The organism is Pseudomonas sp. AN3A02 (genome assembly GCF_011765255.1).
In the GTDB taxonomy this organism is placed as follows: domain Bacteria; phylum Pseudomonadota; class Gammaproteobacteria; order Pseudomonadales; family Pseudomonadaceae; genus Aquipseudomonas.
Genome location: NZ_JAARNI010000010.1, coordinates 58,671 through 82,722, shown reverse-complemented (window position 1 = coordinate 82,722; position 24,052 = coordinate 58,671). Strand labels below are relative to the sequence as shown.

Sequence of the window (24,052 nt, the reverse complement as noted above, 5' to 3'; positions counted from 1 at the left end):
CCGGAGTTTATGAGCGTTCAAGGCAATTGATGGGTGGCGATCAGCGAATGCTGAGAGTGGTGACCAATTGGTTGCGCGGTGGGTTGATCGAGGTGTTGCTGTACTGGAACGTGCCGCCGGCTTCGACTTCCAGTTGGAACGTATAGATGTAGCCCATCAACGTTCCCGCGCCGCTGCACGCCTGGCTGATGGAGCCGACCTGGCAGATGGCGGTGCTGGTGCCGGACACCGGCGCGCCGTCGAAAAACGCCTGGGAGCTGTTGCCCAGGCCGACTTCCATCACGTACACCAGCGTCTGCCCACGGTGCGTGCACATCTGGGTGCTGGCCGCCCGTTCAGGGATGGTTTCCGTGCAATTGGCCGACTGCACCTTGAACACCCTCACCTCGCTCAACGCCGGTGCAGGCGCGCCCCACGCCGGTGCTGCACCGAGCCACAGGCCGATACAACCGAACAGAGCTAGACTCCAGGCGCTGGCTTTTTTCATGCTGTCGATGACCCTGTAATAAACGTCGGCGCAGTATGCCTCAAGGCCATGATCAAGCCTATGCGCCACTGGCCCTCGGCTGCTGGTATGATGCGCCGCTTTTTCCGATCCTCTCTGGAACCACAGCCGCTTGGCGCAGTTTGTGCTTTGACTTAGAGGTCAACAAATAACGACGCAAAATAGCGTCACAGGGAGCAGGCATGCTGGAAAAGCTGTTTCAACTCAAGGCACACAACACGAATGTGCGCACCGAGATTCTCGCGGGCGTCACCACCTTCCTGGCCATGGCCTACATCCTGTTCGTCAACCCGAGCATCCTCGGCGAGACCGGCATGGACAAGGGCGCGGTCTTTGTCGCGACCTGCCTGGCGGCGGCCATCGGTTCCACCGTGATGGGCCTGATCGCCAACTACCCGATTGCCCTGGCACCGGGCATGGGCCTCAACGCGTTCTTCACCTACACCGTCGTCCTGCACATGGGCCATACCTGGCAAGTGGCGCTGGGTGCCGTGTTCATCTCGGCGGTGCTGTTCTTCCTGCTGTCGATCTTCCGCATCCGCGAATGGATCATCAACAGCATCCCGCTGCCGCTGCGCTCGGCGATTGCGGCGGGTATCGGCCTGTTCCTGGCGTTGATCGCCCTGCACAACGCCGGCATCGTGGTCAGCAACCCGGCCACCATGGTGGGCCTGGGCGACCTGAAACAACCGGCACCGATCCTCGCCACCCTCGGCTTCGCGCTGATCGTTGCGCTGGAAGCCCTGAAAGTGCGCGGCGCCGTGTTGATCGGCATCCTGGTGGTGACCATCGCCTCCATCGCTCTGGGTTTTACCCCGTTCGGCGGCGTGATGTCGATGCCACCTTCGCTGGCCCCGACCTTCCTGCAACTGGACATCAAAGGCGCCCTGGACATCGGCCTGGTGAGCGTGATCTTCGCGTTCCTGTTCGTCGACCTGTTCGACAACTCCGGCACCCTGATCGGCGTCGCTAAGCGCGCGGGTCTGATGGGCAAAGACGGCCACATGCCGAAAATGGGCCGTGCGCTGATCGCTGACAGTACCGCGGCCATGGCCGGCTCGCTGCTGGGCACCTCGACCACCACCAGCTACATCGAATCGGCTGCGGGCGTGAGCGCCGGTGGCCGTACCGGTTTGACCGCGGTTGTGGTCGCGATCCTGTTCCTGCTGGCGCTGTTCTTCTCGCCACTGGCGGCCAGCGTTCCGGCCTTCGCCACCGCACCGGCGCTGTTGTTTGTTGCCGTACTGATGACCTCGGGCCTGGCCGAAATCGACTGGGACGACATCACCGTCGCCGCGCCGGTGGTGATCACCGCCCTGGCGATGCCATTCACTTATTCCATCGCCAACGGCATTGCCTTCGGTTTCATCGCCTGGACCGCCATCAAGCTGCTTTCGGGCCGCTACCGTGAGCTGAACCCGGCGCTGGTGATCCTGTCGATTCTGTTCGTGATCAAGCTGGGCTGGTTCAACGCATGACTTTTGACGCCGCAAGCTACACCGTTCAACTGGAAGAAAAGGTCACGCGCTTGCGTGACCTGCTGGCGCCGTTCGACGCGCCGGAGCCTCAGGTTTTCGACTCGCCGTTGCAGAACTTCCGCTTGCGGGCGGAGTTCCGCCTGTGGCGCGAAGAGGGTCAGCGCCACTACGCGATGTTCTCCCAGGACGACAAGCGCACGCCGATCCTCATCGAAGAGTTCCCGATTGCCAGCCTGCGCATCAACCAGTTGATGCCGCAGCTCAAGGCCGCCTGGCAAGCCAGCGCCGCCCTGAGCCACAAGCTGTTCCAGGTGGAGTTCCTCACCACCCTGGCCGGCGACGCGATGATCACCCTGTGTTATCACCGCCCGCTGGATGAGCATTGGCATACGGCAGCGAATAAGCTGGCGGCTGATCTGAATGTCAGCATCGTCGGCCGTTCGAAGGGCAAGCGTGACGTGATCGGCCGCGATTACGTGGTCGAGAAACTCGACGTCGGCGGTCGCACCTTCAGCTATCGCCAGCCTGAAGGCGCGTTCACCCAGCCCAACGGCACCGTGAACCAGAAGATGCTCAACTGGGCGTACGACGCTTTGGGCGAGCGCAGTGATGACTTGCTCGAGCTGTATTGCGGCAACGGCAACTTCACCCTGCCCCTGGCCACCCGCGTGCGCAAAGTGCTGGCCACCGAAATCAGCAAGACCTCGGTGAATGCAGCCCTGAGCAACCTCGATGAAAACGCGGTGGATAACGTCACCCTGGTGCGCTTGTCTGCTGAAGAACTGACCGAAGCCCTGAACGAAGTGCGGCCGTTCCGACGCCTGCACGGCATCGACCTCAAGAGCTACGAATTTGGCAGCGTGTTCGTCGACCCGCCGCGTGCCGGGATGGACCCGGACACCTGCGAGCTGACCCGGCGCTTCGAGAACATCCTGTACATCTCCTGCAACCCGGAGACGCTGGCGGCGAACATTGCGCAACTGCATGACACGCACCGGATTACCAAGTGCGCGTTGTTTGACCAGTTTCCGTGGACGCACCATATGGAATCGGGTGTGTTGCTGACACGGCGGTAAGTAACCAGGTGTGGGAGCTGTCCAGCTCTCACATTGGATCCTCATACATCAGTTGAATCAGCGTCCTCCAAAACCTCCTTGCGTGGCCGGCCGCCCTTCTTGCCATTGGCTCGGGCGGCGGCGGATTTGGCAGCGCTGCTCTTGCGACCGTTGCTGGAGGCTACCAGGCTCGTAGCCAGGGCCATTAACGGCTGGCTTGTGGCGATAAGGCCCGTGATGGAAACATCCAGGTCCTGGGCCTCACAGCAAAGCGCCTTTCCACCAAAACCGACCTCCAATTGCTGGAAATCCTGCAAGCTGAACCCTTCGAATTCCGGCAGCCCCGCCACAGGCAACATGACGCGACTGCCGTCGCTGAAACCAATGGATATGCAGTCATTTTCATAACGCACATTGCTGGCGTTAGCGTACAGACGCGTTGACCTGCGTCCTCGGTCTATTGCCTTGTCGATATCGGCCTCGGTGATCGGTACATACGGTAAAACTTTGGCCTTTAGGATTTTTTTCATAAATCGATCTCCACAAAACCCGGCGCCCTGACCAGATTCAAAATTGTTTTCTGCCCCACAACATCGTGCCGGGCACGTGCAATCACATAAACGCCCCGCTGAATGATCAACCCGGGCAACACCTCACCGGCTTCCCAATCCCAGGAACGGTTTTCCAGGCAGACCGTTTGCAGTTTTTCCCACCAGATCCTTCGCGCCCGCGCCAGGTAATGCGGTTGCATGAGGGTGTGGCGAATCCCTTCAAGAATCGACACCGATGGCCGACGCCGTTCGGGGTCTACATCCCACAACGCCACATGCCCATCCAGAAAACTGAAACGAAACCGCGCATCCCATTCCTTGCCGGCCACATGCACATGAGGCGGGCAATGCTCATCCCTGAGAAACACCGCAATCACATGTCCTTTGTAAGTGCCTACCTTCATCGTAACCCATCCGTTAGGTTATTTTCCGCCAGGTAACACTTTTCCTCATGCACCCGACAACCGGCTCCTCTTGCTGGAGATACCGTCACAGGCTAGTTGCAGGCGCTAGTTCGTCGACTGCCGGGTTGTAACCGCTCATGGAAAGAGGGAACAACGCCCAGAAAACGAGCCACCGAGTTACACCTGCTTTCAATTGGCGTTCGGTAATCGAACGGTTCCCACCCAGGCGATTGACCAAATTAACCATCCAGTACATTTTATCGGCATACATAAAAACAACAGTGGAGAACCCTTCATGCCCCCTATCGTGCTGGTGCTCAACGGCCCCAATCTCAACCTGCTCGGCACTCGCGAGCCCGCCACTTATGGCCACGAAACCCTGGCCGACGTCGCCGCCCTGTGTGGCCGCAGCGCTGAACAGCTCGGACTGAAAGTCGAATTCCGCCAAACCAACCACGAAGGCGAATTGCTGGACTGGATCCACGGCGCCCGCGCCCGTTGTGCCGGCATCGTGATCAACCCGGCGGCCTGGACCCACACCTCGGTGGCGATCCGCGACGCACTGGTGGCCAGTGAAGTGCCGGTGATCGAAGTGCATTTGTCCAACGTGCATGCCCGGGAAGCCTTCCGTCATCACTCGTTTGTGTCGCCGATTGCCAAGGCGGTGCTGGCCGGTTTTGGCAGCCATGGTTATCACCTGGCCCTCGAACATTTCAGCAAGACCTTGAAGGGATGAACCCGGTGTCCAAACGTCGAATTCTCGCCGGCCTGATAGGCGCCGGCATCCAGGCTTCCCGCACCCCGGCCCTGCACGAGCGCGAAGGTGACGCCCAGGGCTTGCGTTACCTGTATCGGCTGATCGACCTCGATCAGTTGCAGACAGATACCCGCGCCCTGCCCGACCTGTTGATGGCTGCCGAGCAGATGAACTTCACCGGCTTGAACATCACCTACCCGTGCAAGCAGGCGATCCTGCCGCTGCTGGACGAACTGTCGCCCGAAGCGCGGGGCATCGGCGCGGTGAATACCGTGGTGCTTTGCGACGGTAAACGCATCGGCCACAACACCGACTGCCTGGGCTTTGCCGAAGGTTTTCGTCGCGGCTTGAATGATGTGGCTCGCACGTTCGTGGTGCAGATGGGCGCGGGCGGTGCCGGGGCGGCAGTGGCCCATGCGCTGCTGGGCGAAGGCGTGGAACGCTTGAGTATCTTCGACGTGGATGCCGAACGCGCCCGCAGCCTGGCGGACAACCTCAACCAGCATTTCGGCGCTGGTCGGGCCCAGGCCGGCAATGACCTGGAAAGCGCCATGGCCGAAGCCGACGGCCTGGTGAACACCACGCCGATGGGCATGGCCAAGCTACCGGGCATGCCCGTACCGCTGGACACCTTGCGCGCCGACTTGTGGGTAGCGGAGATTGTGTATTTCCCGCTGGAAACCGAACTGCTGCGCAACGCCCGTGCCTTGGGCTGCCGCACCCTGGATGGCGGCAACATGGCGGTGTTTCAGGCGGTGAAGGCGTTTGAGTTGTTCACTGGCGAAGTGGCGGATGCCGAGAGAATGCTCGCGCACTTCGGAAGCATGAACATCTAGCTGCAGAAACGGGATCAAAAATGTGGGAGCGGGCTTGCTCGCGAATGCGGTGGCTCAGTAAAACATCCGGTGGCTGACACTCCGCATTCGCGAGCAAGCCCGCTCCCACATTTGACCGAGTTGTTCCATTAACTGTGTCAGCTCAGGCCTGCAAATAGCGCAACACCGACTCGCAGATCATCGCCCGATGCCGCTGCTTGACCGCCTCATCCGACAACTCGATCTGAAAGATCTCGCTGAAGGTGTGGCGGTTGGACACTCGATAAAAGCTGAACGAGTTGATCAGCAAGTGCACGTCCAGCGGCTCCAGCCCTTCACGGAACAACCCCATCTCCGCACCCCGGCGCAACGTAGTGCCGAGGGCTTCGAGGATGTTGCTGTTCATCGCCTTGATGGACGTCGACTGCTTTACGTACTCGGCGTTGTGGATGTTTTCGATGCTCACGATCCGCACAAAATCCACGTTCTGATCGTGGTGATCAAAGGTGAATTCCACCAGCCGGCGAATCGCTTCCCGGGGCTCCAGGGCCGTCAGCTTCATCCGGGTCTCGGTGTTGCGAATGTCGCCGTAGAGCTTCTCCAGCACCTCGACGTAGAGCTGCTCCTTGCTGCCGAAGTAGTAATAGATCATGCGCTTGGAGGTCTGGATACGCTCCGCGATCGCGTCCACTCGGGCGCCGGACAGGCCCTGCTGAACAAACTCGACGATGGCTTCCTGGAGAATGTTCTCGCGGGTCTTTTCCGGATTGTTCTTGCGGCTCTTGCGCGGCGCAGTGGCCGCGGCGGGAAGCTCGGAAGTCAGGGTCATGGTGCGCTCACGGCCTTAGGTGCAGGCGGTGATTATGGGCCGCGCCGTACGCCGAAGGAAGCGCCAGCACCTTACAACCTGGCCTGGCGCGCCGCACCGCTGCGGGACTTGGCCATGGCCGCCAGGCGCACCGCCACGTTGGCCGCGCCGTAACCGGTGTAACCGTTCTTGCGCTGGATGATCTCGAAGAAAAACCGGCCTTCGAACGGCTCGGTGTAAACGTGAAACAGCTCACCGCCCTGGGCATCGCGGTCGTACAGCACGTTGTAGTACGCCAGCTGGCTGAGGAACTCGTCGTCGAAATCAAACCGCGCTGCCAGGTCATCGTAGTAGTTCAGCGGAATATCCAGCAGCGGCACGCCGGCGTCCTTGGCTCGGCTGACCTCGGCGAAAATGTCTGCGCAGTCGAAGGCAATGTGGTGCACGCCCGAGCCTCGATAGCTCGACAGCGCGTGGGAAATCGCGGTGTTGCGGTTCTCGGAAATATTCAGCGGCAGGCGAATCGAGCTGCAACGGCTGCGCAATGCCCGGCTTTTCACCAGGCCGTAGGGGTCGGGCAGCACCACTTCGTCATCGGCTTCGAAATCCAGCAGGCTTTTGTAGAACAGCACCCAGCTGTCGAGGCTGTCGGCAGGCAAGGCCATCGCCATGTGGTCGATGCGCAGCAGGCCGCCGCTGGCAGCGCTTGCAGGTTGCAGGTTGAAGTCGGTGTCGTACAGGCCGCCTTCGTTCTGGTCCACCAGGTAGATCAGGCTGCCATCTGGTGCACGAACGGCCGCCAGCTCCAGCTCGTTGGGGCCGACCAGGCCACGATACGGCTGGCCCTTGTAGGCCACCGCACGCTCCAGGGCCTTGGCGCTGTCCTTCACGCGGATCGCCGTGGCGCACAACGACGGGCCGTGGGCCTCGAAGAAGTTATGGGCAAAGGAATAGGGTTCGCAATTGAGGATCAGGTTGATACCACCCTGGCGCAGCAGGCTCACGCTCTTGGAGCGATGCTGCCCGGCCTTGACGAAGCCCAGGCGCTCCAGCCATGAAGTGAGCTTGGCACCGAGGTTTTCATCCACGGCAAATTCCAGGAATTCAATGCCGTCGTATTCGCTGGCGGCCGGCGTTTCAAACAGAATCTCGGGAACCGGTTTGGCTTCCTCCGCCAGCCGCTGCCGGGTCTTCTCTTCGAGGTACAGCAGCGAGCGCAGGCCGTCGGCGGCGTTGGCCCGGGTCGGCGCGGCGCGGAAGCCGTCGTTGAAGATTTCCAACGACAACGGCCCCGTGTAGCCGCTCTTGATGATTGGGGCGAGAAAGCCCGCCAGGTCGAATTCGCCTTGCCCGGGGAAGCAGCGGAAATGCCGGCTCCACTCCAGTACATCCATCGCCAGGATCGGCGCGTCAGCCATCTGCACAAAGAAAATCTTGTCGCCAGGAATCTCGGCGATGGCGCTCGGATCGCCCTTGAGGGACAGCGTGTGGAAGCTGTCGAGCAACACGCCCAGGCTCGGATGATCGATCTTGCGCACCAGGTTCCACACCTGTTGCCAGGTGTTGACGTGCCGGCCCCAGGCCAACGCTTCATAGCCAATGCGCAGGCCACGCCGGCCAGCGTGTTCGGCCAGCAGGCTCAAGTCATCCAGCAGAATGCTTTCATCGCCAACGGAATCGGCTGACGCGTTACTGCACACCAGCACCAGGTCGGTGCCCAGCTCCAGCATCAAGTCGAACTTGCGCTCGGCCCGCTCCAAATTGCGCGCCAGGCGGTCGCGGCGGCAGCCTTCAAAATCCCGAAAGGGCTGGAACAAGGTGATGGCAATGCCGAGGTCGGCGCACATCTGCCTAACTTCCCGCGGGCTGCCGTCGTAATACAGCAGATCGTTTTCGAAGATTTCCACGCCGTCAAACCCGGCGGCCGCGATGGCTTCGAGTTTTTCCGGCAGGGTTCCGCTCAAGGAAACGGTGGCGATGGAGCGTTGCATGGGGCGACTCCCGGCATTGAGGCATGTCTTATTTACGGCAAATTATTGGCCGCTAGACTCGACACAGCAATTGAAATGTACGAACCGGTTAGTTTTATGGGCGATTATCGAACAGAATGGCAATCAGCGAATTGACGATTTTTTAGCCACTGCTCACCATCGACAGCACATTGAGTCCCGCTCTGGTTGAGTGGCCTCGGTTAACCAAGACCCTGAACACACCATAAAAATTTCAAAAAAACGGGTACTTCCTCATGCCTTCGCAAAATCCCGCCGTGGCCGTGCGCCACAGCAATCCCCATAGCGGCATCGGCGACAAAATCCGTGGCGCCATGGCTGTCGGTAAAACCCGCTGGGGCATGCTGGCCCTGGTGTTTTTCGCCACCACCCTGAACTACATCGACCGTGCCGCCCTCGGTGTGATGCAACCGATCCTGGCCAAGGAAATGAGCTGGACGGCGATGGACTACGCCAACATCAACTTCTGGTTCCAGGTCGGCTACGCCATCGGCTTTGTGCTGCAAGGCCGGTTGATCGACCGGGTCGGCGTCAAGCGCGTGTTTTTCTGCGCGGTGCTGCTGTGGAGCTTGGCCACCGGCGCCCACGGCCTGGCCACCTCGGCCGTAGGCTTTATGGTGTGTCGGTTCATTCTCGGTTTGACCGAAGCGGCCAACTACCCGGCCTGCGTCAAGACCACTCGCCTGTGGTTCCCTGCTGGCGAGCGGGCAGTGGCCACCGGGATCTTCAATGCCGGCACCAACGTCGGCGCGATGATGACGCCGATGCTGCTGCCGCTGATCCTGCATGTATGGGGCTGGCAGGCCGCGTTCCTGTGCATGTCGGCACTGGGTGCGATTTGGCTGGTGTTCTGGGGCCTGAAGTACTACAACCCGGAAGACCATCCGAGCGTGAAGCAATCGGAACTGGACTACGTGCAGCAGGAAGTCGAGCCGGAACAACCCCGCGTGCCGTTCAGCCGCATCCTGCGCATGCGCGGCACCTGGGCCTTCGCCCTCGCCTACTCGTTGACCGCCCCGGTGTTCTGGTTCTACCTGTACTGGTTGCCGCCGTTCCTGAATCAGCAGTACAACCTGGGCATCAACGTGACCCAGATGGGCATTCCGCTGATCATCATTTACCTGACGGCGGATTTCGGCAGCATTGGCGGCGGGATTCTGTCTTCCTTCCTGATCGGCCGTGGGATGAACCCGATCAAGGCGCGGCTGTTATCCATGCTGCTGTTCGCCTGCTGCATCGTCGGGGTGATCATGGCCGCCGGTTCCAGCCAGTTGTGGGTCGCGGTGTTTGCCATCTCCCTGGCCATCGGCGCGCACCAGGCCTGGACGGCCAACATCTGGAGCCTGGTGATGGACTACACACCCAAGCACATGATGAGCACGGTGTTTGGCTTTGGCGGCATGTGCGCGGCCATCGGCGGGATGTTCATGACCCAGATCGTCGGCCATATCCTGACCGTGACCAACAACAACTACACGGTGCTGTTCACCCTGATTCCGGCGATGTATTTCATCGCGCTGATCTGGATGTACTTTATGGCGCCGCGCAAGATTCCGACCGTCGAGGCCTGAATTTCCTACCTGCGCCGCTGCTGCCAGGCTGCGGCCAACCCGCTCAGACAGATCACCCCGATCCCGACCACCGTGGTCAGGTCCGGGGTGTGGTTGAACACCAGCCAGCCCAACAACCCCGCAAACACGATCTGGCAATAGCCGAACGGCGCCAGCAAGGCCGGCGCCGCGAAGCGGAACGCCTGGGTCAGCATCAAGTGCGCGGTCATCCCACAACTGCCCAGCGCCAGCATCAACACCCCATGCCACAGGCTCGGCACCTGCCAGAAGAACGGCACCAGCGCGCTCATCACCAAGGTGTTGCACAGCCCGGCGAAGAAGTTGCTGGTGGTGGGCGTGTCGTACTTGCTGAGGATGCGGGTGAGCAGTTGGTAGAAGCAGAAGAACAGCGCGGACGTCAGCGGCAACAACACCGCCGGGGTGAACAGCTCACCGCCCGGGTGCACAATGATCAGCACTCCGATGAACCCGCAAATCACCGCCAGCCATTGGCCACGGGTCACGTGCTCACCCAGCAGCGGCACCGACAGGGCGGTGACCAGGATCGGCGCAAGAAAGTTGACCGCCGTGGCCTCGGCCAACGGGATAAAGTGCAACGCCGCCGTGAAAAACAGGCTGGTACCCAGCAGGCACAACGCGCGCGCCACCTGCAGCAAAGGGCGCTTGCTGCGCAGCACCCGCAGCCCTGATTGCGGCAGGAAAATCCCGGCCATCAACAGCGTATGCACCAGGTAACGGGCCCACACCACCATCACGATCGGGTAAAACCCGGCCAGGTATTTGGACAGCGCGTCGTGGCTGGAAAACAGAAAAGTGGCCACCACAATCAGCAAAATGCCTTTGAGCGGGTGGTTGACGCCGGAAAGTGGGGTGCTGAGGGTCATTGCATTCTCTTGAGTGGCAGGCTGAAATGACCGCCGCATACCGCGGCATAATCTAGAACGGGTGACGCGCCTCGCTCAAGAGCATAACCAAACACTGTTCGAACAGCGCACTAAATTGCGGTTTTCCAGTCCAACACTCACGTCCGCCCGCCCATTGCGCGTTTTTTAACCAAGGCCTTCGTACCATGAAAAAAACCCTGTTTATTCTTTCGACCCTGGCGCTGCTCAGCGCCTGCGACAAACAAGCCGAGACCGCCAAAGCACCGGCACCGCCCTCCGTCCAAGCGACGCTGGTACCGGAAGTGCTGCCCACCGACAAATGGGTCGGCAAGTGGATTGGCGTCGAAGGCCTGAACCTGACCATCGCCAAGGACGACAGCATTGGCCGCGGCCACTATGTACTGACCATGAAATACGGCCTGGATGACGATGATTCCGGCACCTTCAAGGGCCAGGCCTCTGAAGACGGCATCACCTTTGAACGCCCGGACGGCCCGCAGATCCTGAGCGCCGGCGACGGCGAAGCCACCGGCCTGAAATGGCTGGCCGACAAGAAAGACTGCCTGATCGTCGACACCGGCGAAGGTTATTGCCGCGACTGACACCCATAACTTCCCGCTGGACACCCATTACCTGTGGCGAGCGGGCTTGCCCCGCGTTGGGCTGCGCAGCAGCCCAATAGCAGGCAAAAGTGTTCTTTCTGGAAGGATTCGGTGTTCTTATTGGGACTGCTACGCAGTCCAACGGGGGACAAGCCCCCTCACCACCGACAGCCGGACTGGCGCCAACCCTACACACCAACAACACTGAGCTGCAGAACCATCAAGAGGATTGCCACATGCTATGGAAAAAAGGCCGACGCAGCGACAACGTGGTGGACGCCCGCGATGACAGCGGTGGTGGTGGCGGCATGCGCTTTGGCGGCGGCAAGGGCCTGAGCCTGACGGCCATCGTGCTGATCGTCGGCATCGGCTGGCTGACCGGCCAGGACCCGATGCAGATCCTCGGGCAACTCAGCGGCCAGCTCACCGAGCAAGCGCCCTCCGTCAGCCCGCAAACCCGCCAGGCACCGCCGGCCAATGATGAACAGGCCGACTTCGTGCGCGCCGTCCTCGGCGACACCGAAGACACCTGGGCCCAGGTGTTCCAGGAAAACGGCCTGAGCTACAAGAACCCCAAATTGATTCTGTTCCGTGGCCGGGTGAACTCCGCCTGCGGTGGCGCCACGTCCGCCAGCGGGCCGTTCTATTGCCCGGCAGACCAACAGGTATACCTGGACCTGGACTTCTTCCGGGAAATGTCCCAACGCTTCAAGGCCGCCGGGGATTTCGCCCAGGCCTACGTAATCGCCCATGAAGTCGGACACCACGTTCAGACGCTTCTGGGCATCTCCGCGAAGATTCAGGCAGCCCGCCAGCAAGGCCGGCAGATGCAAGGCGACGGCGGCCTGTTGGTGCGCCAGGAGCTGCAAGCCGACTGCTTCGCCGGGGTGTGGGCCAACCGCGCGCAAAAGCGCCTGAACTGGCTGGAACCCGGCGACATTGAAGAGGCACTGAATGCGGCCAACGCCATCGGCGATGACCGCTTGCAGCAACAGGGCCAGGGCCGCGTGGTGCCTGACTCGTTTACCCACGGCACCTCGGCACAGCGGGTTCGCTGGTTCAAGACCGGCTTCGCCCAGGGCCAGATCACTCAATGCGACACCTTTACCGCCAAGAGCCTTTAAATGAATAAACGACTGGGTCTGCTGTTAGGTTTGTTGATCACCTGTTCCACCCCCACCTGGGCTGCCGAGCATGGCGTCAAGGTGGTCAGTCCCGATCGATTTCACCTGGATGCCGGCGACCTGAGCGTCGGCTTGAGCCAGGACTGGCGCCAGCCACTGCCTCAAGTCACCCGTGCGCTGATCATCGTGCATGGCCGCCTGCGCAACGCCATGACCTACCTGGGCAGCGGCGAAAAAGCCGCCGAAGCCGCAGGACAAAACGCCAATACCCTGGTGATTGCGCCGCAGTTTCTCAACCAGACCGACATCAAGCGCAACCAGATCGACAGCCAGACCCTGCGCTGGAACAGCAATGACTGGATGGCCGGCGAGCCGTCCACCGGCCCGGGCCAAATCAGCTCCTACGGCGCGTTGGACCAGATCATCAAGCACCTGGGCAACCGCAAGCTGTTCCCGAACCTGAAGGAAATCGTGGTGGCCGGCCATTCTGGCGGCGGCCAAGTGGTGCAGCGTTTTGCACTGACCGGGCATGATCACCCGCTACTGCAAACCGAAGGCATCAGCCTGCGCTACGTGGTGGCCAACCCTTCGTCCTACGCGTACTTCAGCCCGCAACGGCCGGTGAAGTTCGATGTGGCCAGTTGCCCGGGCTTCAATGACTGGAAATACGGCATGCAAAACCTGCCGGCCTACGCCAAGGGACAAAGTGCCGAGCAGCTTGAGCAGGCGTACGTGTCGCGCAATGTCACTTACCTGCTGGGCCAGCAAGACACCGACCCGAATCACCCGGCGCTGGACAAGAGCTGTGGGGCTGAAACCCAGGGTGCGTATCGCTTGATTCGCGGGCACAACTACTTTGACTACCTCAAGCAGCGGCATCCGCAGTTGGGCCACAAGCTGGTTGAAGTGCCGGGGGTTGGGCATGACGGGGACAAGATGTTCACGTCGCCTGAGGGGCAGAAAGTACTGTTCCAATAATCACTGAAGAAACCGGATCAAAAATGTGGGAGCGGGCTTGCTCGCGAATGCGGTGGATCAGTCAGCATATGTATTGACTGACACACCGCATTCGCGAGCAAGCCCGCTCCCACATTTGATCTTCATTGCCTGGGGTTAGAGCATTCGACGCAATACCGCGCAATCTTCGGCATGCCAATCCGCGAGTTCCGGCCACGGGTTATCCGGCAAGTTAACCAACACCGTCTTGGTCCCCGCCGCCCGCCCACAATCCAGATCAAACCGGTAATCACCGACCATCACCATATCTTGCGGCGTCACTTCCCACGCTCGCGCCAGCTTCAATAAACCACCCGGATCAGGCTTGGGCGGCGCATCATCACGCCCCAACACATCCTCAACCGCAAAGCAGTCTGCCAGGCCGATTGCCTGCAACGTCACATGGGCCAGCTCCCGCGCATTGCGCGTCAGGATGCCAAGGCGATAACCACGCCCGGCCAGTTCCCGCACCAACTCCACCGCGCCCTCAGCCGCTACCGAACCCAGCGCCAACTCACGCTCATGCTCCAGCAGCCACGCATGCTTGGCTGCTGCTTCATCAGCAGGCAATGCCGCCAGGTGCGTAAGAATGTCGTCAGTCGCCGGAATATCCAGCGCCACCCGAATCGCCGCAAAGTCATGCACGGCCACCGTCAGGGTGCCATCCATGTCGAACACCCAATGCTTCACATCACTCAGGCTCATGCCCAATCCTTGCGATGACGAATCAAGCCTTCCTGCGTGACCGACGCCACCAGTTGCCCGGCGCGGTTGTACACGCTGCCTCGGGAGAACCCACGGGAATTTCCGGCCCACGGGCTGTCCATGGCGTAGAGCAGCCAGTCATCGGCACGCAGGTCGGCGTGGAACCACAACGCGTGGTCGAGGCTGGCGACTTGCATGTCTTTCTGCCACACGGTTTTGCCATGGGGCAGCAGCGAAGTGGTCAGCAGACCGAAGTCCGAGGCGTAGGCCAGCAGGTATTTGTGCAGCGCCGGCGAGTCGGCCAAGGCGCCATCCGCGCGAAACCACACGCATTTGACCGGGTCGGACGGCTGCGGGTTGTACGGGTCTTTCTCGGTCACCGGCCGCACTTCGATCGGCTTGGGGCACAGCAGCTTTTCGCGCATGTGCTCAGGAATCAGGTGCGCGCGCTGTTGGGTCAGTTCCAGCTCCGACGGCAGGTTTTCCGGACCGACCACCACAGGCATGGTGGTCTGGTGCTCGAAGCCTTCTTCGTCGTACTGGAACGAAGCGCTGCACGTGAAGATCGGGTTGCCCTTCTGGATCGCCGTCACCCGGCGCGTGCTGAAACTGCCGCCATCGCGCACTCGGTCGACCGAATAAACCACCGGCAGCGCCGCATCGCCCGGGCGCAGGAAGTAACCGTGCAACGAATGCACATGCCGCGTTTCTTCAACGGTCTGGCTGGCCGCCGACAGCGACTGGCCGAGCACTTGGCCGCCGAACAACTGGCGAAAGCCCAGGTCCTGGCTGCGGCCACGAAAGAGGTTTTCCTCGATCGGCTCCAGGGTCAGCAGGTCCACCAGATCTTCCAACACTTGGCTCATAGAGCATCTCCTACAACAATCTATTGGGCATTCCGGGCTGCTTATCCGTGCAGCGTGTCCAACCATTGGGCGCGGGTGATGCGATACAACACATGATGCCGCACCGGGTCATCCGCTGCGACCTTGGGGTGTTCAAAATCTGCCAGGGGATCGTAATGCATACCGATGGCTTGCATGACTTTTTGTGATGGCAGATTGGCTTCAGTGGTAAACGAAACAATCTCGTCCAGCTTCAGCCGGTCGAAACCACAGCGCAAGGCGGTCCAGGCCGCCTCACTGGCGTAGCCCAGGCCCCAGTGTTCCTTGGCAAGGCGCCAGCCGATCTCCACCGCCGGGGTGAACGGCGCCTCGAAGCTGACATTCAGCAAGCCGGTAAGGCCGATGAATTCGCCGCTGTCCTTACGCTGCAACGCCCACAGGCCAAAACCGTACTCGGCAAAATGGCCGCGAATACGCCCGATCAGCGCAGCGCTTTCCAGGCGGCTCAAGGTGGCCGGGAAATAACGCATCACCTGCGGGTCGGCGCACATGCGCGCAAACTCCGGCAGGTCGGCATCACTCCATTGGCGCAGCAACAGGCGTGCGCTCTCCAATTCCAGTATCGGCTCCATTGGTCCCCCTCCCTTGCCATGTGCGTGAGTGTAACGCGCTGTTAAGATCCGTCGCTGGTTCCCGTCAGAAATCGCCATGCCTTTGCCATTGATCTACCACGACGACTACAGCCCCGAGTTCCCGGCGGACCACCGCTTCCCCATGGATAAATTCCGCCTGTTGCGCGACCACCTGGTGGAGAGCGGCCTGACCAAGGACAGCCAATTGCTGCGCCCGGGACTCTGCCCTGCCGAGGTTCTGGCCCTGGCCCATGAACCTGGGTATATCGAACGCTACATGAGCGGCGAGTTGTCCCGCGAAGACCAGCGGCGCCTCGGCCTGCCCTGGAGCGAAGCCCTGGCCCGGCGCACCGTGCGCGCGGTGGGCGGCTCGTTGCTGGCGGCCGAGCAGGCCCTGGAGCACGGCCTGGCCTGCCACCTGGCCGGCGGCACCCACCACGCCCACTACGATTACCCGGCGGGTTTCTGCATCTTCAATGACCTGGCGGTGATCAGCCATTACCTGCTGGCCAGCGGGCGGGTCAACCGGGTGCTGATCTTCGACTGCGACGTGCACCAGGGCGACGGCACCGCGCGCATCCTGCACGACACCCCGGACGCGATCACCGTGTCCCTGCACTGCGAAAAAAACTTCCCCGCCCGCAAGGCCGAAAGCGACTGGGACATTCCGCTGCCGATGGGCATGGGCGACGCGGACTACCTCAAGGTCGTCGACGATGCCCTCAATTACCTGCTGCCGCTGTATCAGCCCGACCTGGTGCTGTACGACGCCGGCGTAGATGTGCACAAGGACGACGCCCTCGGCTACCTCAAGCTGACAGACGCAGGCGTCGCCGCCCGCGACGAAAGCGTGATGCGCCACTGCCTGGGCCGCGACATTCCGGTGGTCGGCGTGATCGGCGGTGGCTACAGCAAAGACCGCCCTGCCCTGGCCCGTCGCCACGGGATCCTGCACCACAGTGCGCAGCGGGTCTGGACGTCATCCGGTTGTCATTGAGTTATGCACCTTACCCACAATCGCTGTGGAACTGCCTGTGGATAACCTGAGTGAAAGCCTCTGCAAGCCATAAGCTGCATGGGCTGCAGAAAGCTGTTCATTTTTTGATCAGGCAGTTTCGCCGTCCTCGGGTAGAATGCTCGGCCTACTTTGCCGAACCGCAGTTATCCCCATGCCCCAGCCTCAAACCTCACCTCAACACGTCATCATCATCGGCGGCGGCCCTGCCGGGCTGATGGCCGCGGAAGTGTTGAGCCAGGCCGGAGTTCGGGTCGACGTGTACGACGGCATGCCATCGGTGGGCCGCAAGTTCCTGCTGGCGGGCGTGGGCGGCATGAACATCACCCACTCCGAAGCCTACCCGGCGTTCCTGTCGCGCTATGCCGAGCGGGCGCCGTTCATGGCGCCGTTGCTGCGTCAGTTCGGTGCCGAAGCGTTGTGCGAATGGATACATGGGCTGGGGATTGAAACCTTTGTCGGCAGTTCCGGCCGGGTGTTTCCTACCGACATGAAAGCCGCCCCGCTGCTGCGCGCCTGGCTCAAGCGCCTGCGGGACCAAGGCGTAGTTATCCACACCCGTCATCGCTGGCTGGGCTGGAATTCAGACGGCAGCCTGCTTATCCACAGCCCCGAAGGCGACAAATGTGTGCGCGGGGATGCGGTGCTGCTGGCGTTGGGCGGCGGCAGTTGGTCGCGGCTGGGTTCGGACGGGGCGTGGCTGAAGTTGCTGGAAGACCAAGGCGTGCCTTACGCAGCGTTGCAACCGAGTAACTGTGGCTTCGAGGTGTCAGCCTGGAGCGAATTGATGGTCAGCAAATTCGCCGGGGCACCGTTGAAAAACGTCGCCATCGGGTTAGCGGACGATAAACCTCGGCTAGGTGAATGCGTGATCACCGCCACAGGCATCGAAGGCAGCCTGATCTATGCGTTGTCGGCGCCGATTCGTGAGGCGATCAATCGGGATGGATCGGCCACGGTGCATATCGACCTGTTGCCGGGCAGGCCACTGGACAAGGTGATTACGGCGTTGAGCAAGCCACGTGGCTCACGCTCGATGAGCAAGCATTTGCACAGTCAGTTGGGAGTGGACGGGGTGAAGGCGGCGCTGTTGCGGGAATTGACCCCGGCCGAGCATTTCAATGATCCGGCGCAGTTGGCGGTGGATATCAAGGCGCTGCCGCTGACGCTGGTGAAAACCCGGCCGATGGACGAAGCCATCAGTACTGCGGGCGGTGTGCCGTTTGAGGCGCTGGATGAACGCTTGATGATCAAGCAATTGCCGGGCGTGTTTTGCGCAGGCGAGATGCTGGATTGGGAAGCACCGACAGGCGGGTATTTGCTGACGGGGTGTTTTGCCAGCGGGCGAGTGGCTGGGCGCGGCATGCTGGAGTGGCTGAAGGCTAACTGATTACCTGTGGCGAGGGAGCTTGCTCCCGCTGGGCTGCGTAGCGGCCCCAAAAAAAGCAGGAGCGCTGCGCACTCCAGCGGGAGCAAGCTCCCTCACCACAGCACGCTCCCTCGCTACAGTGACCTTACTTCTTCTTACGCGGGCCAGTATTAAACGCAGGCACCTTGCGCACCGGCTTGATCGACGGCTCCGCCACCGATACTTCGCCACTCTCCACCCACTTGCCCAGGTTGCGCTTGCCGCCACCGGACGCCTTGGGTTTCTTCGGCTTTTTCGGCTTCTTCACCACCTGGCCAGTGGCATCGGTGTCCGGCACGCGATGCTCCGGTTCGAAGTCCTGCTCCATCTTCCGGGTCAATGTCTGACGGGTCAGCGTCTCAATGGCCGACAGCATGTTCACTTCATCCGCACACACCAGGGAAATCGCCTCACCGGTGTTGCCCGCACGACCGGTACGGCCGATGCGGTGGATGTAATCCTCAGCTACGATCGGCAGGTCAAAGTTGACCACCAGCGGCAAGTCTTCGATGTCCAGGCCACGGGCCGCTACGTCAGTAGCCACCAGGATCTGCACGTCACTGCTCTTGAAGCGATCCAGCGCGCGCTGGCGAGTGGCTTGTGGTTTGTCGCCGTGAATCCCGTCAGCATTGATGCCCAGGCCCTGGAGTTTTTCCACCAGCGCATCCACGCCGTTACGGGTCTTGGCGAACACCAGCACTTGCTTCCAGCGGCCCTTGCGCATCAGGTGCACAAACAGTTCCGCCTTGCGCTTCTTGTCCACCGGCACCACCCATTGCTTGACGGTGTTGGCAGCGACGTTGCGCGGGCTGACTTCGACGGTCAGCGGGTCAATCAGCATCTGCCCGGCCAACTGGCGGATCTCGTCGGAGAAGGTTGCGGAGAACAGCAACGTCTGGCGCTTTTTCGGCAACATGCGGTAGATGTTCGCCAGTTCTTCGGAGAAGCCCAGGTCGAGCATGCGGTCGGCTTCGTCCAGCACCAGGGTTTGCAGCTGGTTGAGTTTCAGCGCGTTCTGGCGGAACAGGTCGATCAGGCGGCCAGGGGTGGCCACCAGTACATCAACACCCTTGCGCAGCTTCATCATCTGCGGGTTGATGCTCACGCCGCCGTATACGGCGTACGTGGTCAGCGGCAAGTTTTGGGCGTACTCGGCGACGCTGGCGTGAACCTGCTCGGCCAGCTCGCGGGTCGGGCACAGGATCAGCGCGCGCACCGAGTTGGCGCTGACTTTCGGCCCTTCCATGGTCAGCAACTGCAGCAGCGGCACGGCGAAACCGGCAGTCTTGCCGGTGCCGGTCTGGGCCGCAGCCATCAGGTCGCGACCGGCCAGCACCGCCGGAATGGCTTGCGCCTGCACCGGCGTCGGGGTCTGGTAGCCAAGCGTCTCAAGGGCGCGCAGCAAGGGTTCGATCAGGCCAAGTGTGGCGAAAGTCATGGTAATACCGTAGGAAAAAGTCAGCGCAAGGTCGCAATGCGCCGCAGTTTACCTTATTTCCGGTTTCGGCTTTCGCCACTGTGGCAGGCTGATCAGCAGCACAGCGCTGATGATCACCAACATCGCCAGGGCTTCTTCCGTGCCGATGGTCTCGCCGACAAACACAATCCCGAGCAACACCGCCACCGCCGGGTTGACGTAGGCATAGCTGGTGGCTGCCGCCGGGCGCACGTGCTTGAGCAGGTACATATAGGCATTGAAGGCGATGATCGAGCCGAACACGGTCAAGTACGCCAAGGCCAGCCAGCCTTCCAGCGGTGGCATGGCTTGCAGGTGTTCGCCGCTGACGGCACTGAGCACCAGCAGCACGGCGCCAGCAATCAGCATCTCCGCCGCACTGGCCATCGCACCTTGAGGCAGCGGCAAATGCTTGCTCCACACCGACCCAAAGGCCCAGGCCGCCGCCGCAAAAATCAGCAAGGCCGCACCGGTGGGGCTCGATTGCAGGTTGGAGCCCATATTCAGCATGGCGATGCCGATAATCCCCAGCAGTACCCCGGCCCATTCCAGGCGGGTATTACGCGCGCCCCAGAAATAACCACAGAGCAAGGTGAACAACGGCACGGTCGCCACCGCTAACGCGGCAACCCCGGACGCCACGCCCGTATGCTCGGCCACACTGACCGCGCCGTTGCCGAAGGTCAGCAGCAAAATGCCGATCTTCGCGGCAGCCTTCCACTGCACCCACGTCGGCGCCGGCGCCCCACGCCAGCGCAGGAAGGCATACATCAGCGCACCCGCTGTCATAAAGCGAATACCCGCCAGCAGCAATGGCGGCCAGTACTCCACACCAATGCGGATCACCAGGTAGGTAGACCCCCAGATCACATACAACGCAAAAAAGGCAGCGATCAACGGTAAGGGAAAGCGACGTGGGCCAGGCATTGGGTAGCTCTGCGGCAGGACAAAGGAGCGTTATTTTAGAAATCCCCGGCCGCAAACATAAGTTACAAAACCTGTTTAAAGCGCCCGTACACTTTTCAAAACATGGTTATCAAGGCTATAAACCGTGCTTTCGAAAGCCACGCCTTCCCGGAGCCTTATCATGGACAAATACGACCGCATGCTTCTCAGCGCCCTGCTGGAAGACGGCCGCGCGTCCTACGCGCAACTGGCGCGCACCGTGAACCTGTCCGCGCCCGCCGTGGCTGAGCGAGTGGCGAAACTGGAAGCCAGTGGTGTGATTACCGGGTATCAGGCCAAGGTTGACCTGTCGAAGGTGGGGTTGCCGATTCAGTGTGTGATTGAGCTGCGGCTGACCAACCATGGGAGCCAGAAGGTTTACGACGCACTGGCGGAAATCCCCGAATTGACTGAGTGCCATCGGGTGACCGGCGATCCGTGCGTGATCATGCAGGCAGCGGTGGGGTCGATGCCGGAGTTGGAGAGTTTGATCAATCGGGTGGCGAAGTTCGGGTTCAGCAAGACCTCGATCATATTGTCGAGCGCGATAGAACGACGGGTGCCGTTGGGGCAGTTGGAGGGGAATGGGAAGAGTGGCAACTGAACACGCCGCTCGGCAGCTCGTTCCCACGCTCTGCGTGGGAACGCATCCGGTGACGCTCTGCGTCACGACTTGAAGAGCGGACGCAGAGCGTCCAGGGCCGCATTCCCACGCGGAACGTGGGAACGATCGCCACTACTCTTAGTGTCGATGAACTCCTCTCCGGCGGGCGACCTCTTTCAGGGCCAGCACGACTGATCCCTTTCATTTGCAGGACCTTTCCTAGAGGGCTCTTAAGCCTTGTCGACGCTGGATCAAATCGCTAGTCTCGCCCGGTCATCGACCATTCGGTGACCGGATGTGCAAGTCCGATTTGCGGGAGGTAATAGCTTCAGTTTCAGGAGTTTCCCCCATGATCAAAACAACCAGTTCCCACGAAGAAATCCTCGGCGACAACACCCTCACCCGCCGCGCCATCGATTACTACCTCAAAGCCTCCGCTCCGGACGGCGCACCCTTCGTGCTCAACGACAACATGAGTTTCGAAGACGCCCTGGCACGGGCGGCCGACTTGCTGCATTGCGCCGTGGCAACCGCACAGATACCCGGCGAACCCATGAACGGGCAGCAGCGGGCGGTGATGCATTTGGTGGAGATGGCGAAGGTGGTGGTGGATCGGTCGCTGGACTGTTTACAGCCTCAATAACACCGCAAAACTCATGTGGGAGCGGGCTTGCTCGCGAAGGCGCCGTGTCAGTCAGCACATGTGTTTGCTGATACACCGCATTCGCGAGCAAGCCCGCTCCCACATTTGGATCTTCGCCATGTTGAAGAGGGCATTCGGCTTGAGCGCCTTAGAACCCGCGATGCTTCTTCAGATGATCATTGATCTTCGCCGCCGGAACCTTCTGCAAGCTGCACAGCAGTTCGTGTGACAGCTCCCGCAACCCGTGGGTGCGGCGCAGTTCCTGGGCCAGATGCGCGGTGAGGTTCGCCGCCATCTCCGCATCCGCCATCGCCCGGTGAGCCTTGCCGGTGTGGGGCAGTTGGGCAAATGAGGTCAGCGTACCCAGCTTGTGATTCGGCGCCGCTGGCATCAAGCGCCGCGCCAGCAACAATGAACAGGCAAACTTCTGCAAACGGGTGCGCCGGATCAACCCCAGCTCGAAATCCCAAAATTTCTGGTCAAACGCGGCGTTGTGGGCCAGCAGCGGTGTGGTGCCGACAAACTCGTTCACCTCGTTCATCACCCGCTCCGCCGACGGCGCGGTGCGCAGCATGGCGTTGCTGATGCCGGTCAGTTGCTCGATAAACCCCGGCACGCGCACGCCGGCGTTCATCAGGCTCTGGTAGCGGTCCACGATCTGGCCCTGCTCCAGGATGACCACGGCGATTTCCGTGGCCCGGCAGCTGCTGCTCGGCTGGATGCCGGTGGTTTCAAAGTCGATGACCGCTATACGTTCCAAACCTGTTCCAACTCCGTCGAAAATCTATTTAAGCAGCAACGCGCCTTCGATCGGCACGTAGCGGCTGGCGGCGCGTATCAGTGAGTTGGCCGTCAGCCCCGGCACGCCGTAGGCCACAGCCTCGACGCCGTGCTTGTTGATGATGCGGTCCAGCAGCATGTCGAAATCACCGTCACCGGAAGCCAGCACCACTTCGTCGACATGGGCGGCGGCGTCCATGATGTCGATGGTGATGCCCACGTCCCAGTCGCCCTTGGCCGAGCCGTCGCTGCGCTGGATGTAAGGCTTGAGCTTCACGGTAAAACCAAGGTTGCGCAGGATTTGCTGGAACTGCTGCTGCTTGCTGTCGCCACGGTCAATGGCATAGGCGTACGCCTCGACAATCTGCCCGCGCTGGCTGATGTCAGCCCACAGGGCGGCGTAGTTGAAGTGACAACCGTACGCCTGGCGCACGGTGTAGTAGAGGTTTTGTACATCGGCGAACACGGCTATCTTTTTCACCGCAAATCCTCATGACACGCGCATGGACCCCGGGCTCAAAGGCCCGGAAAGGTTGCCAGTATGCCAGCCACAAGGCAGTTTCCGAGAAAAATCAGCCCGGGGCGACGAAGCGCCCCGGTTGAGTGTGGGTCAGACGAAGGAATCGTCGTCGCCAAAGGAGGAGGAGTCGTCGGAATAGTCGCTGTCGGCGAAGCTGTCGGAGCTGTTGTCACTGCCCCAGCTGTCGTTGCCGGCAAATTTCTGGTCGTCGTTGCCCCAGTTGCCGTTGTCGCTGGCCGGCGCCGGTTCTTCGCGGATGATTTCTTCCACGACTTGCGGCTGTTGCGAGTTGTGGTTGAACAGGCTGCTGATGCCTTCTGCCAGCATCACACCACCGGCCACGCCGGCTGCGGTTTTGAGTGCGCCGCCGAGGAAACCGCTGCCGATCGGCGCTGCGGGGGCCTGTTGTGGTTGCTGGTAATTCTGCTGCGGGGCACCGTAGTTCTGCTGCGGTGCGGGTTGCCCGCCAGACGACGGACGCGCCGGTTCACGCCAGCCGCCGCCGGAGGACGCAGGCGCGTTCTGGGCAGGCTGCGGGTCGCGGGAGCCGCCACCAAAGATGCTCGACAGGAAACCGCCGCTGCTCGGTGCAGGCTGCGCCGCCTGGGACCTGGCCTGTTGCAGCTGGTCCTGCAATTGCTGAATTTGTTGGGCCTGCTGCTTGTTCTGCGCATCAAGGCTCTTGATTGCATGCTCTTGCACCAGAATCGACTGAGTCATGTAGTACGCAGCGGCCGGTTGGCGAGTGACGTGCTCCTTGATCCGCGCTTCAGCTTGGGCGTCGCGGGGGGCTGAGTCCGTTTCGGCTTGCTGCAACCGTGAAAACAGTCCATCGATCAGGGTTTGCTCTTCGCTGTTCATGGCGACCTCGTTAGATTGCCGGTAGAAATCTTCGCCTTGCGCACGATGTGCAAGGTACAACCCAGTTATGGGGCTGTTA

The 24,052-nt window shown here is 61.2% G+C and carries 26 protein-coding genes; 12 read left to right on the top strand and 14 right to left on the bottom strand.

All coding sequences use genetic code 11. From position 1 onward, the window contains the following. Positions 1–40: 40 nt before the first annotated feature. Positions 41–487, bottom strand: coding sequence for a DUF4879 domain-containing protein (locus tag HBJ59_RS26110; RefSeq protein WP_076014043.1), 447 nt, complete (start codon positions 485–487; stop codon positions 41–43). Between the two features lie 200 nt (positions 488–687). On the opposite strand from HBJ59_RS26110, the gene HBJ59_RS26105 reads away from it, so the two are divergent. Both HBJ59_RS26105 and trmA read left to right on the top strand, forming a co-directional pair. Further along, positions 688–1,983, top strand: a complete 1,296-nt coding sequence (locus HBJ59_RS26105; RefSeq protein ID WP_063026981.1) for an NCS2 family permease — start codon at positions 688–690, stop codon at positions 1,981–1,983. Beyond that, positions 1,980–3,059, top strand: a complete 1,080-nt coding sequence (gene trmA, locus HBJ59_RS26100; protein WP_167665225.1) for a tRNA (uridine(54)-C5)-methyltransferase TrmA — start codon at positions 1,980–1,982, stop codon at positions 3,057–3,059. Before HBJ59_RS26105 ends, trmA begins: the two co-directional genes overlap by 4 nt. Positions 3,060–3,100: 41 nt before the next feature. Here the strand turns inward: trmA and HBJ59_RS26095 are convergent, their stop codons facing one another. Then, positions 3,101–3,568: a DUF2442 domain-containing protein gene (locus tag HBJ59_RS26095; RefSeq protein WP_167665224.1), complete on the bottom strand. Its 468-nt coding sequence runs from the start codon at positions 3,566–3,568 to the stop codon at positions 3,101–3,103. After that, the gene (locus tag HBJ59_RS26090) at positions 3,565–3,993 is read right to left on the bottom strand and encodes a DUF4160 domain-containing protein (RefSeq protein ID WP_167665223.1); all 429 of its coding nucleotides are present in this window, start codon (positions 3,991–3,993) and stop codon (positions 3,565–3,567) included. Before HBJ59_RS26090 ends, HBJ59_RS26095 begins: the two co-directional genes overlap by 4 nt. Before the next feature lie 295 nt (positions 3,994–4,288). Between HBJ59_RS26090 and aroQ the strand changes: the two genes are divergently transcribed. Together aroQ and HBJ59_RS26080 are read left to right on the top strand one after the other, a co-directional pair. After that, positions 4,289–4,729, top strand: a complete 441-nt coding sequence (aroQ, locus tag HBJ59_RS26085) for a type II 3-dehydroquinate dehydratase (RefSeq protein WP_017477859.1) — start codon at positions 4,289–4,291, stop codon at positions 4,727–4,729. Next, positions 4,726–5,586 carry a shikimate dehydrogenase gene (locus HBJ59_RS26080; RefSeq protein WP_167665222.1) on the top strand — a complete coding sequence of 287 codons (861 nt, stop codon included), beginning with the start codon at positions 4,726–4,728 and terminating at the stop codon, positions 5,584–5,586. Before aroQ ends, HBJ59_RS26080 begins: the two co-directional genes overlap by 4 nt. A 142-nt stretch (positions 5,587–5,728) precedes the next feature. Here the strand turns inward: HBJ59_RS26080 and HBJ59_RS26075 are convergent, their stop codons facing one another. Beyond that, entirely contained in the window at positions 5,729–6,394 is a 666-nt protein-coding gene (locus tag HBJ59_RS26075) for a TetR/AcrR family transcriptional regulator (RefSeq protein WP_167665221.1), read from the bottom strand. A gap of 71 nt (positions 6,395–6,465) precedes the next feature. Then, a complete protein-coding gene (quiC, locus tag HBJ59_RS26070; RefSeq protein WP_167665220.1) occupies positions 6,466–8,364 on the bottom strand; it encodes a 3-dehydroshikimate dehydratase QuiC in 1,899 nt (632 codons plus the stop codon). 254 nt (positions 8,365–8,618) lie between these two features. Between quiC and HBJ59_RS26065 the strand changes: the two genes are divergently transcribed. Then, the gene (locus HBJ59_RS26065; RefSeq protein ID WP_076014050.1) at positions 8,619–9,953 is read left to right on the top strand and encodes an MFS transporter; all 1,335 of its coding nucleotides are present in this window, start codon (positions 8,619–8,621) and stop codon (positions 9,951–9,953) included. Between the two features lie 5 nt (positions 9,954–9,958). Here HBJ59_RS26065 and HBJ59_RS26060 read toward each other — a convergent pair whose 3' ends face one another. After that, positions 9,959–10,837, bottom strand: a complete 879-nt coding sequence (locus HBJ59_RS26060; protein WP_017477864.1) for a DMT family transporter — start codon at positions 10,835–10,837, stop codon at positions 9,959–9,961. A 185-nt stretch (positions 10,838–11,022) separates the two neighbouring features. Between HBJ59_RS26060 and HBJ59_RS26055 the strand changes: the two genes are divergently transcribed. The 3 genes from HBJ59_RS26055 (at position 11,023) to HBJ59_RS26045 (ending at position 13,541) form a co-directional block, all read left to right on the top strand. After that, a complete protein-coding gene (locus HBJ59_RS26055; RefSeq protein WP_167665219.1) occupies positions 11,023–11,439 on the top strand; it encodes a hypothetical protein in 417 nt (138 codons plus the stop codon). Positions 11,440–11,675: 236 nt separating this feature from the next. Continuing rightward, complete coding sequence (locus HBJ59_RS26050; RefSeq protein WP_076014052.1) at positions 11,676–12,563, top strand: neutral zinc metallopeptidase; 888 nt, start codon at positions 11,676–11,678, stop codon at positions 12,561–12,563. Then, positions 12,564–13,541 (top strand): hypothetical protein, encoded by a 978-nt coding sequence (locus HBJ59_RS26045; RefSeq protein WP_076014053.1) that lies wholly within the window; start codon positions 12,564–12,566, stop codon positions 13,539–13,541. A gap of 135 nt (positions 13,542–13,676) precedes the next feature. Here the strand turns inward: HBJ59_RS26045 and HBJ59_RS26040 are convergent, their stop codons facing one another. Genes HBJ59_RS26040 through HBJ59_RS26030 form a run of 3 tightly spaced genes read right to left on the bottom strand, consistent with a single transcriptional unit; the run spans position 13,677 to position 15,741 of the window. Beyond that, on the bottom strand, positions 13,677–14,264 hold the full coding sequence (locus tag HBJ59_RS26040) for an HAD family hydrolase (RefSeq protein WP_167665218.1): 588 nt from the start codon (positions 14,262–14,264) through the stop codon (positions 13,677–13,679). Further along, positions 14,261–15,130, bottom strand: a complete 870-nt coding sequence (tesB, locus tag HBJ59_RS26035) for an acyl-CoA thioesterase II (protein ID WP_167665217.1) — start codon at positions 15,128–15,130, stop codon at positions 14,261–14,263. The genes HBJ59_RS26040 and tesB overlap by 4 nt, the downstream gene beginning before the upstream one ends. 41 nt (positions 15,131–15,171) lie before the next feature. Beyond that, entirely contained in the window at positions 15,172–15,741 is a 570-nt protein-coding gene (locus HBJ59_RS26030) for a GNAT family N-acetyltransferase (RefSeq protein WP_167665216.1), read from the bottom strand. 76 nt (positions 15,742–15,817) lie between these two features. Here HBJ59_RS26030 and HBJ59_RS26025 point away from each other — a divergent pair, with 76 nt between their 5' ends. Both HBJ59_RS26025 and HBJ59_RS26020 read left to right on the top strand, forming a co-directional pair. Further along, positions 15,818–16,738, top strand: coding sequence for a histone deacetylase (locus HBJ59_RS26025; protein ID WP_167665215.1), 921 nt, complete (start codon positions 15,818–15,820; stop codon positions 16,736–16,738). Between the two features lie 172 nt (positions 16,739–16,910). Beyond that, entirely contained in the window at positions 16,911–18,146 is a 1,236-nt protein-coding gene (locus tag HBJ59_RS26020) for a TIGR03862 family flavoprotein (RefSeq protein WP_167665214.1), read from the top strand. Positions 18,147–18,270: 124 nt separating this feature from the next. Here the strand turns inward: HBJ59_RS26020 and HBJ59_RS26015 are convergent, their stop codons facing one another. Both HBJ59_RS26015 and yedA read right to left on the bottom strand, forming a co-directional pair. Continuing rightward, on the bottom strand, positions 18,271–19,602 hold the full coding sequence (locus HBJ59_RS26015) for a DEAD/DEAH box helicase (RefSeq protein WP_076014059.1): 1,332 nt from the start codon (positions 19,600–19,602) through the stop codon (positions 18,271–18,273). Positions 19,603–19,650: 48 nt separating this feature from the next. Then, the gene (gene yedA / locus HBJ59_RS26010) at positions 19,651–20,547 is read right to left on the bottom strand and encodes a drug/metabolite exporter YedA (protein ID WP_076014060.1); all 897 of its coding nucleotides are present in this window, start codon (positions 20,545–20,547) and stop codon (positions 19,651–19,653) included. A 160-nt stretch (positions 20,548–20,707) separates the two neighbouring features. Here yedA and HBJ59_RS26005 point away from each other — a divergent pair, with 160 nt between their 5' ends. Both HBJ59_RS26005 and HBJ59_RS26000 read left to right on the top strand, forming a co-directional pair. Further along, complete coding sequence (locus tag HBJ59_RS26005; protein ID WP_167665213.1) at positions 20,708–21,169, top strand: Lrp/AsnC family transcriptional regulator; 462 nt, start codon at positions 20,708–20,710, stop codon at positions 21,167–21,169. Positions 21,170–21,518: 349 nt separating this feature from the next. Continuing rightward, positions 21,519–21,812: a DUF6124 family protein gene (locus tag HBJ59_RS26000; protein WP_167665212.1), complete on the top strand. Its 294-nt coding sequence runs from the start codon at positions 21,519–21,521 to the stop codon at positions 21,810–21,812. 148 nt (positions 21,813–21,960) lie between these two features. Here HBJ59_RS26000 and HBJ59_RS25995 read toward each other — a convergent pair whose 3' ends face one another. From HBJ59_RS25995 to HBJ59_RS25985, 3 genes are all read right to left on the bottom strand, one after another. Continuing rightward, the gene (locus HBJ59_RS25995; protein ID WP_017476222.1) at positions 21,961–22,572 is read right to left on the bottom strand and encodes a PolC-type DNA polymerase III; all 612 of its coding nucleotides are present in this window, start codon (positions 22,570–22,572) and stop codon (positions 21,961–21,963) included. Positions 22,573–22,596: 24 nt separating this feature from the next. After that, positions 22,597–23,073: an NYN domain-containing protein gene (locus HBJ59_RS25990; RefSeq protein WP_017476223.1), complete on the bottom strand. Its 477-nt coding sequence runs from the start codon at positions 23,071–23,073 to the stop codon at positions 22,597–22,599. 129 nt (positions 23,074–23,202) lie between these two features. Further along, positions 23,203–23,973: a DUF2076 domain-containing protein gene (locus HBJ59_RS25985; protein WP_167665211.1), complete on the bottom strand. Its 771-nt coding sequence runs from the start codon at positions 23,971–23,973 to the stop codon at positions 23,203–23,205. Positions 23,974–24,052 lie beyond the last annotated feature (79 nt).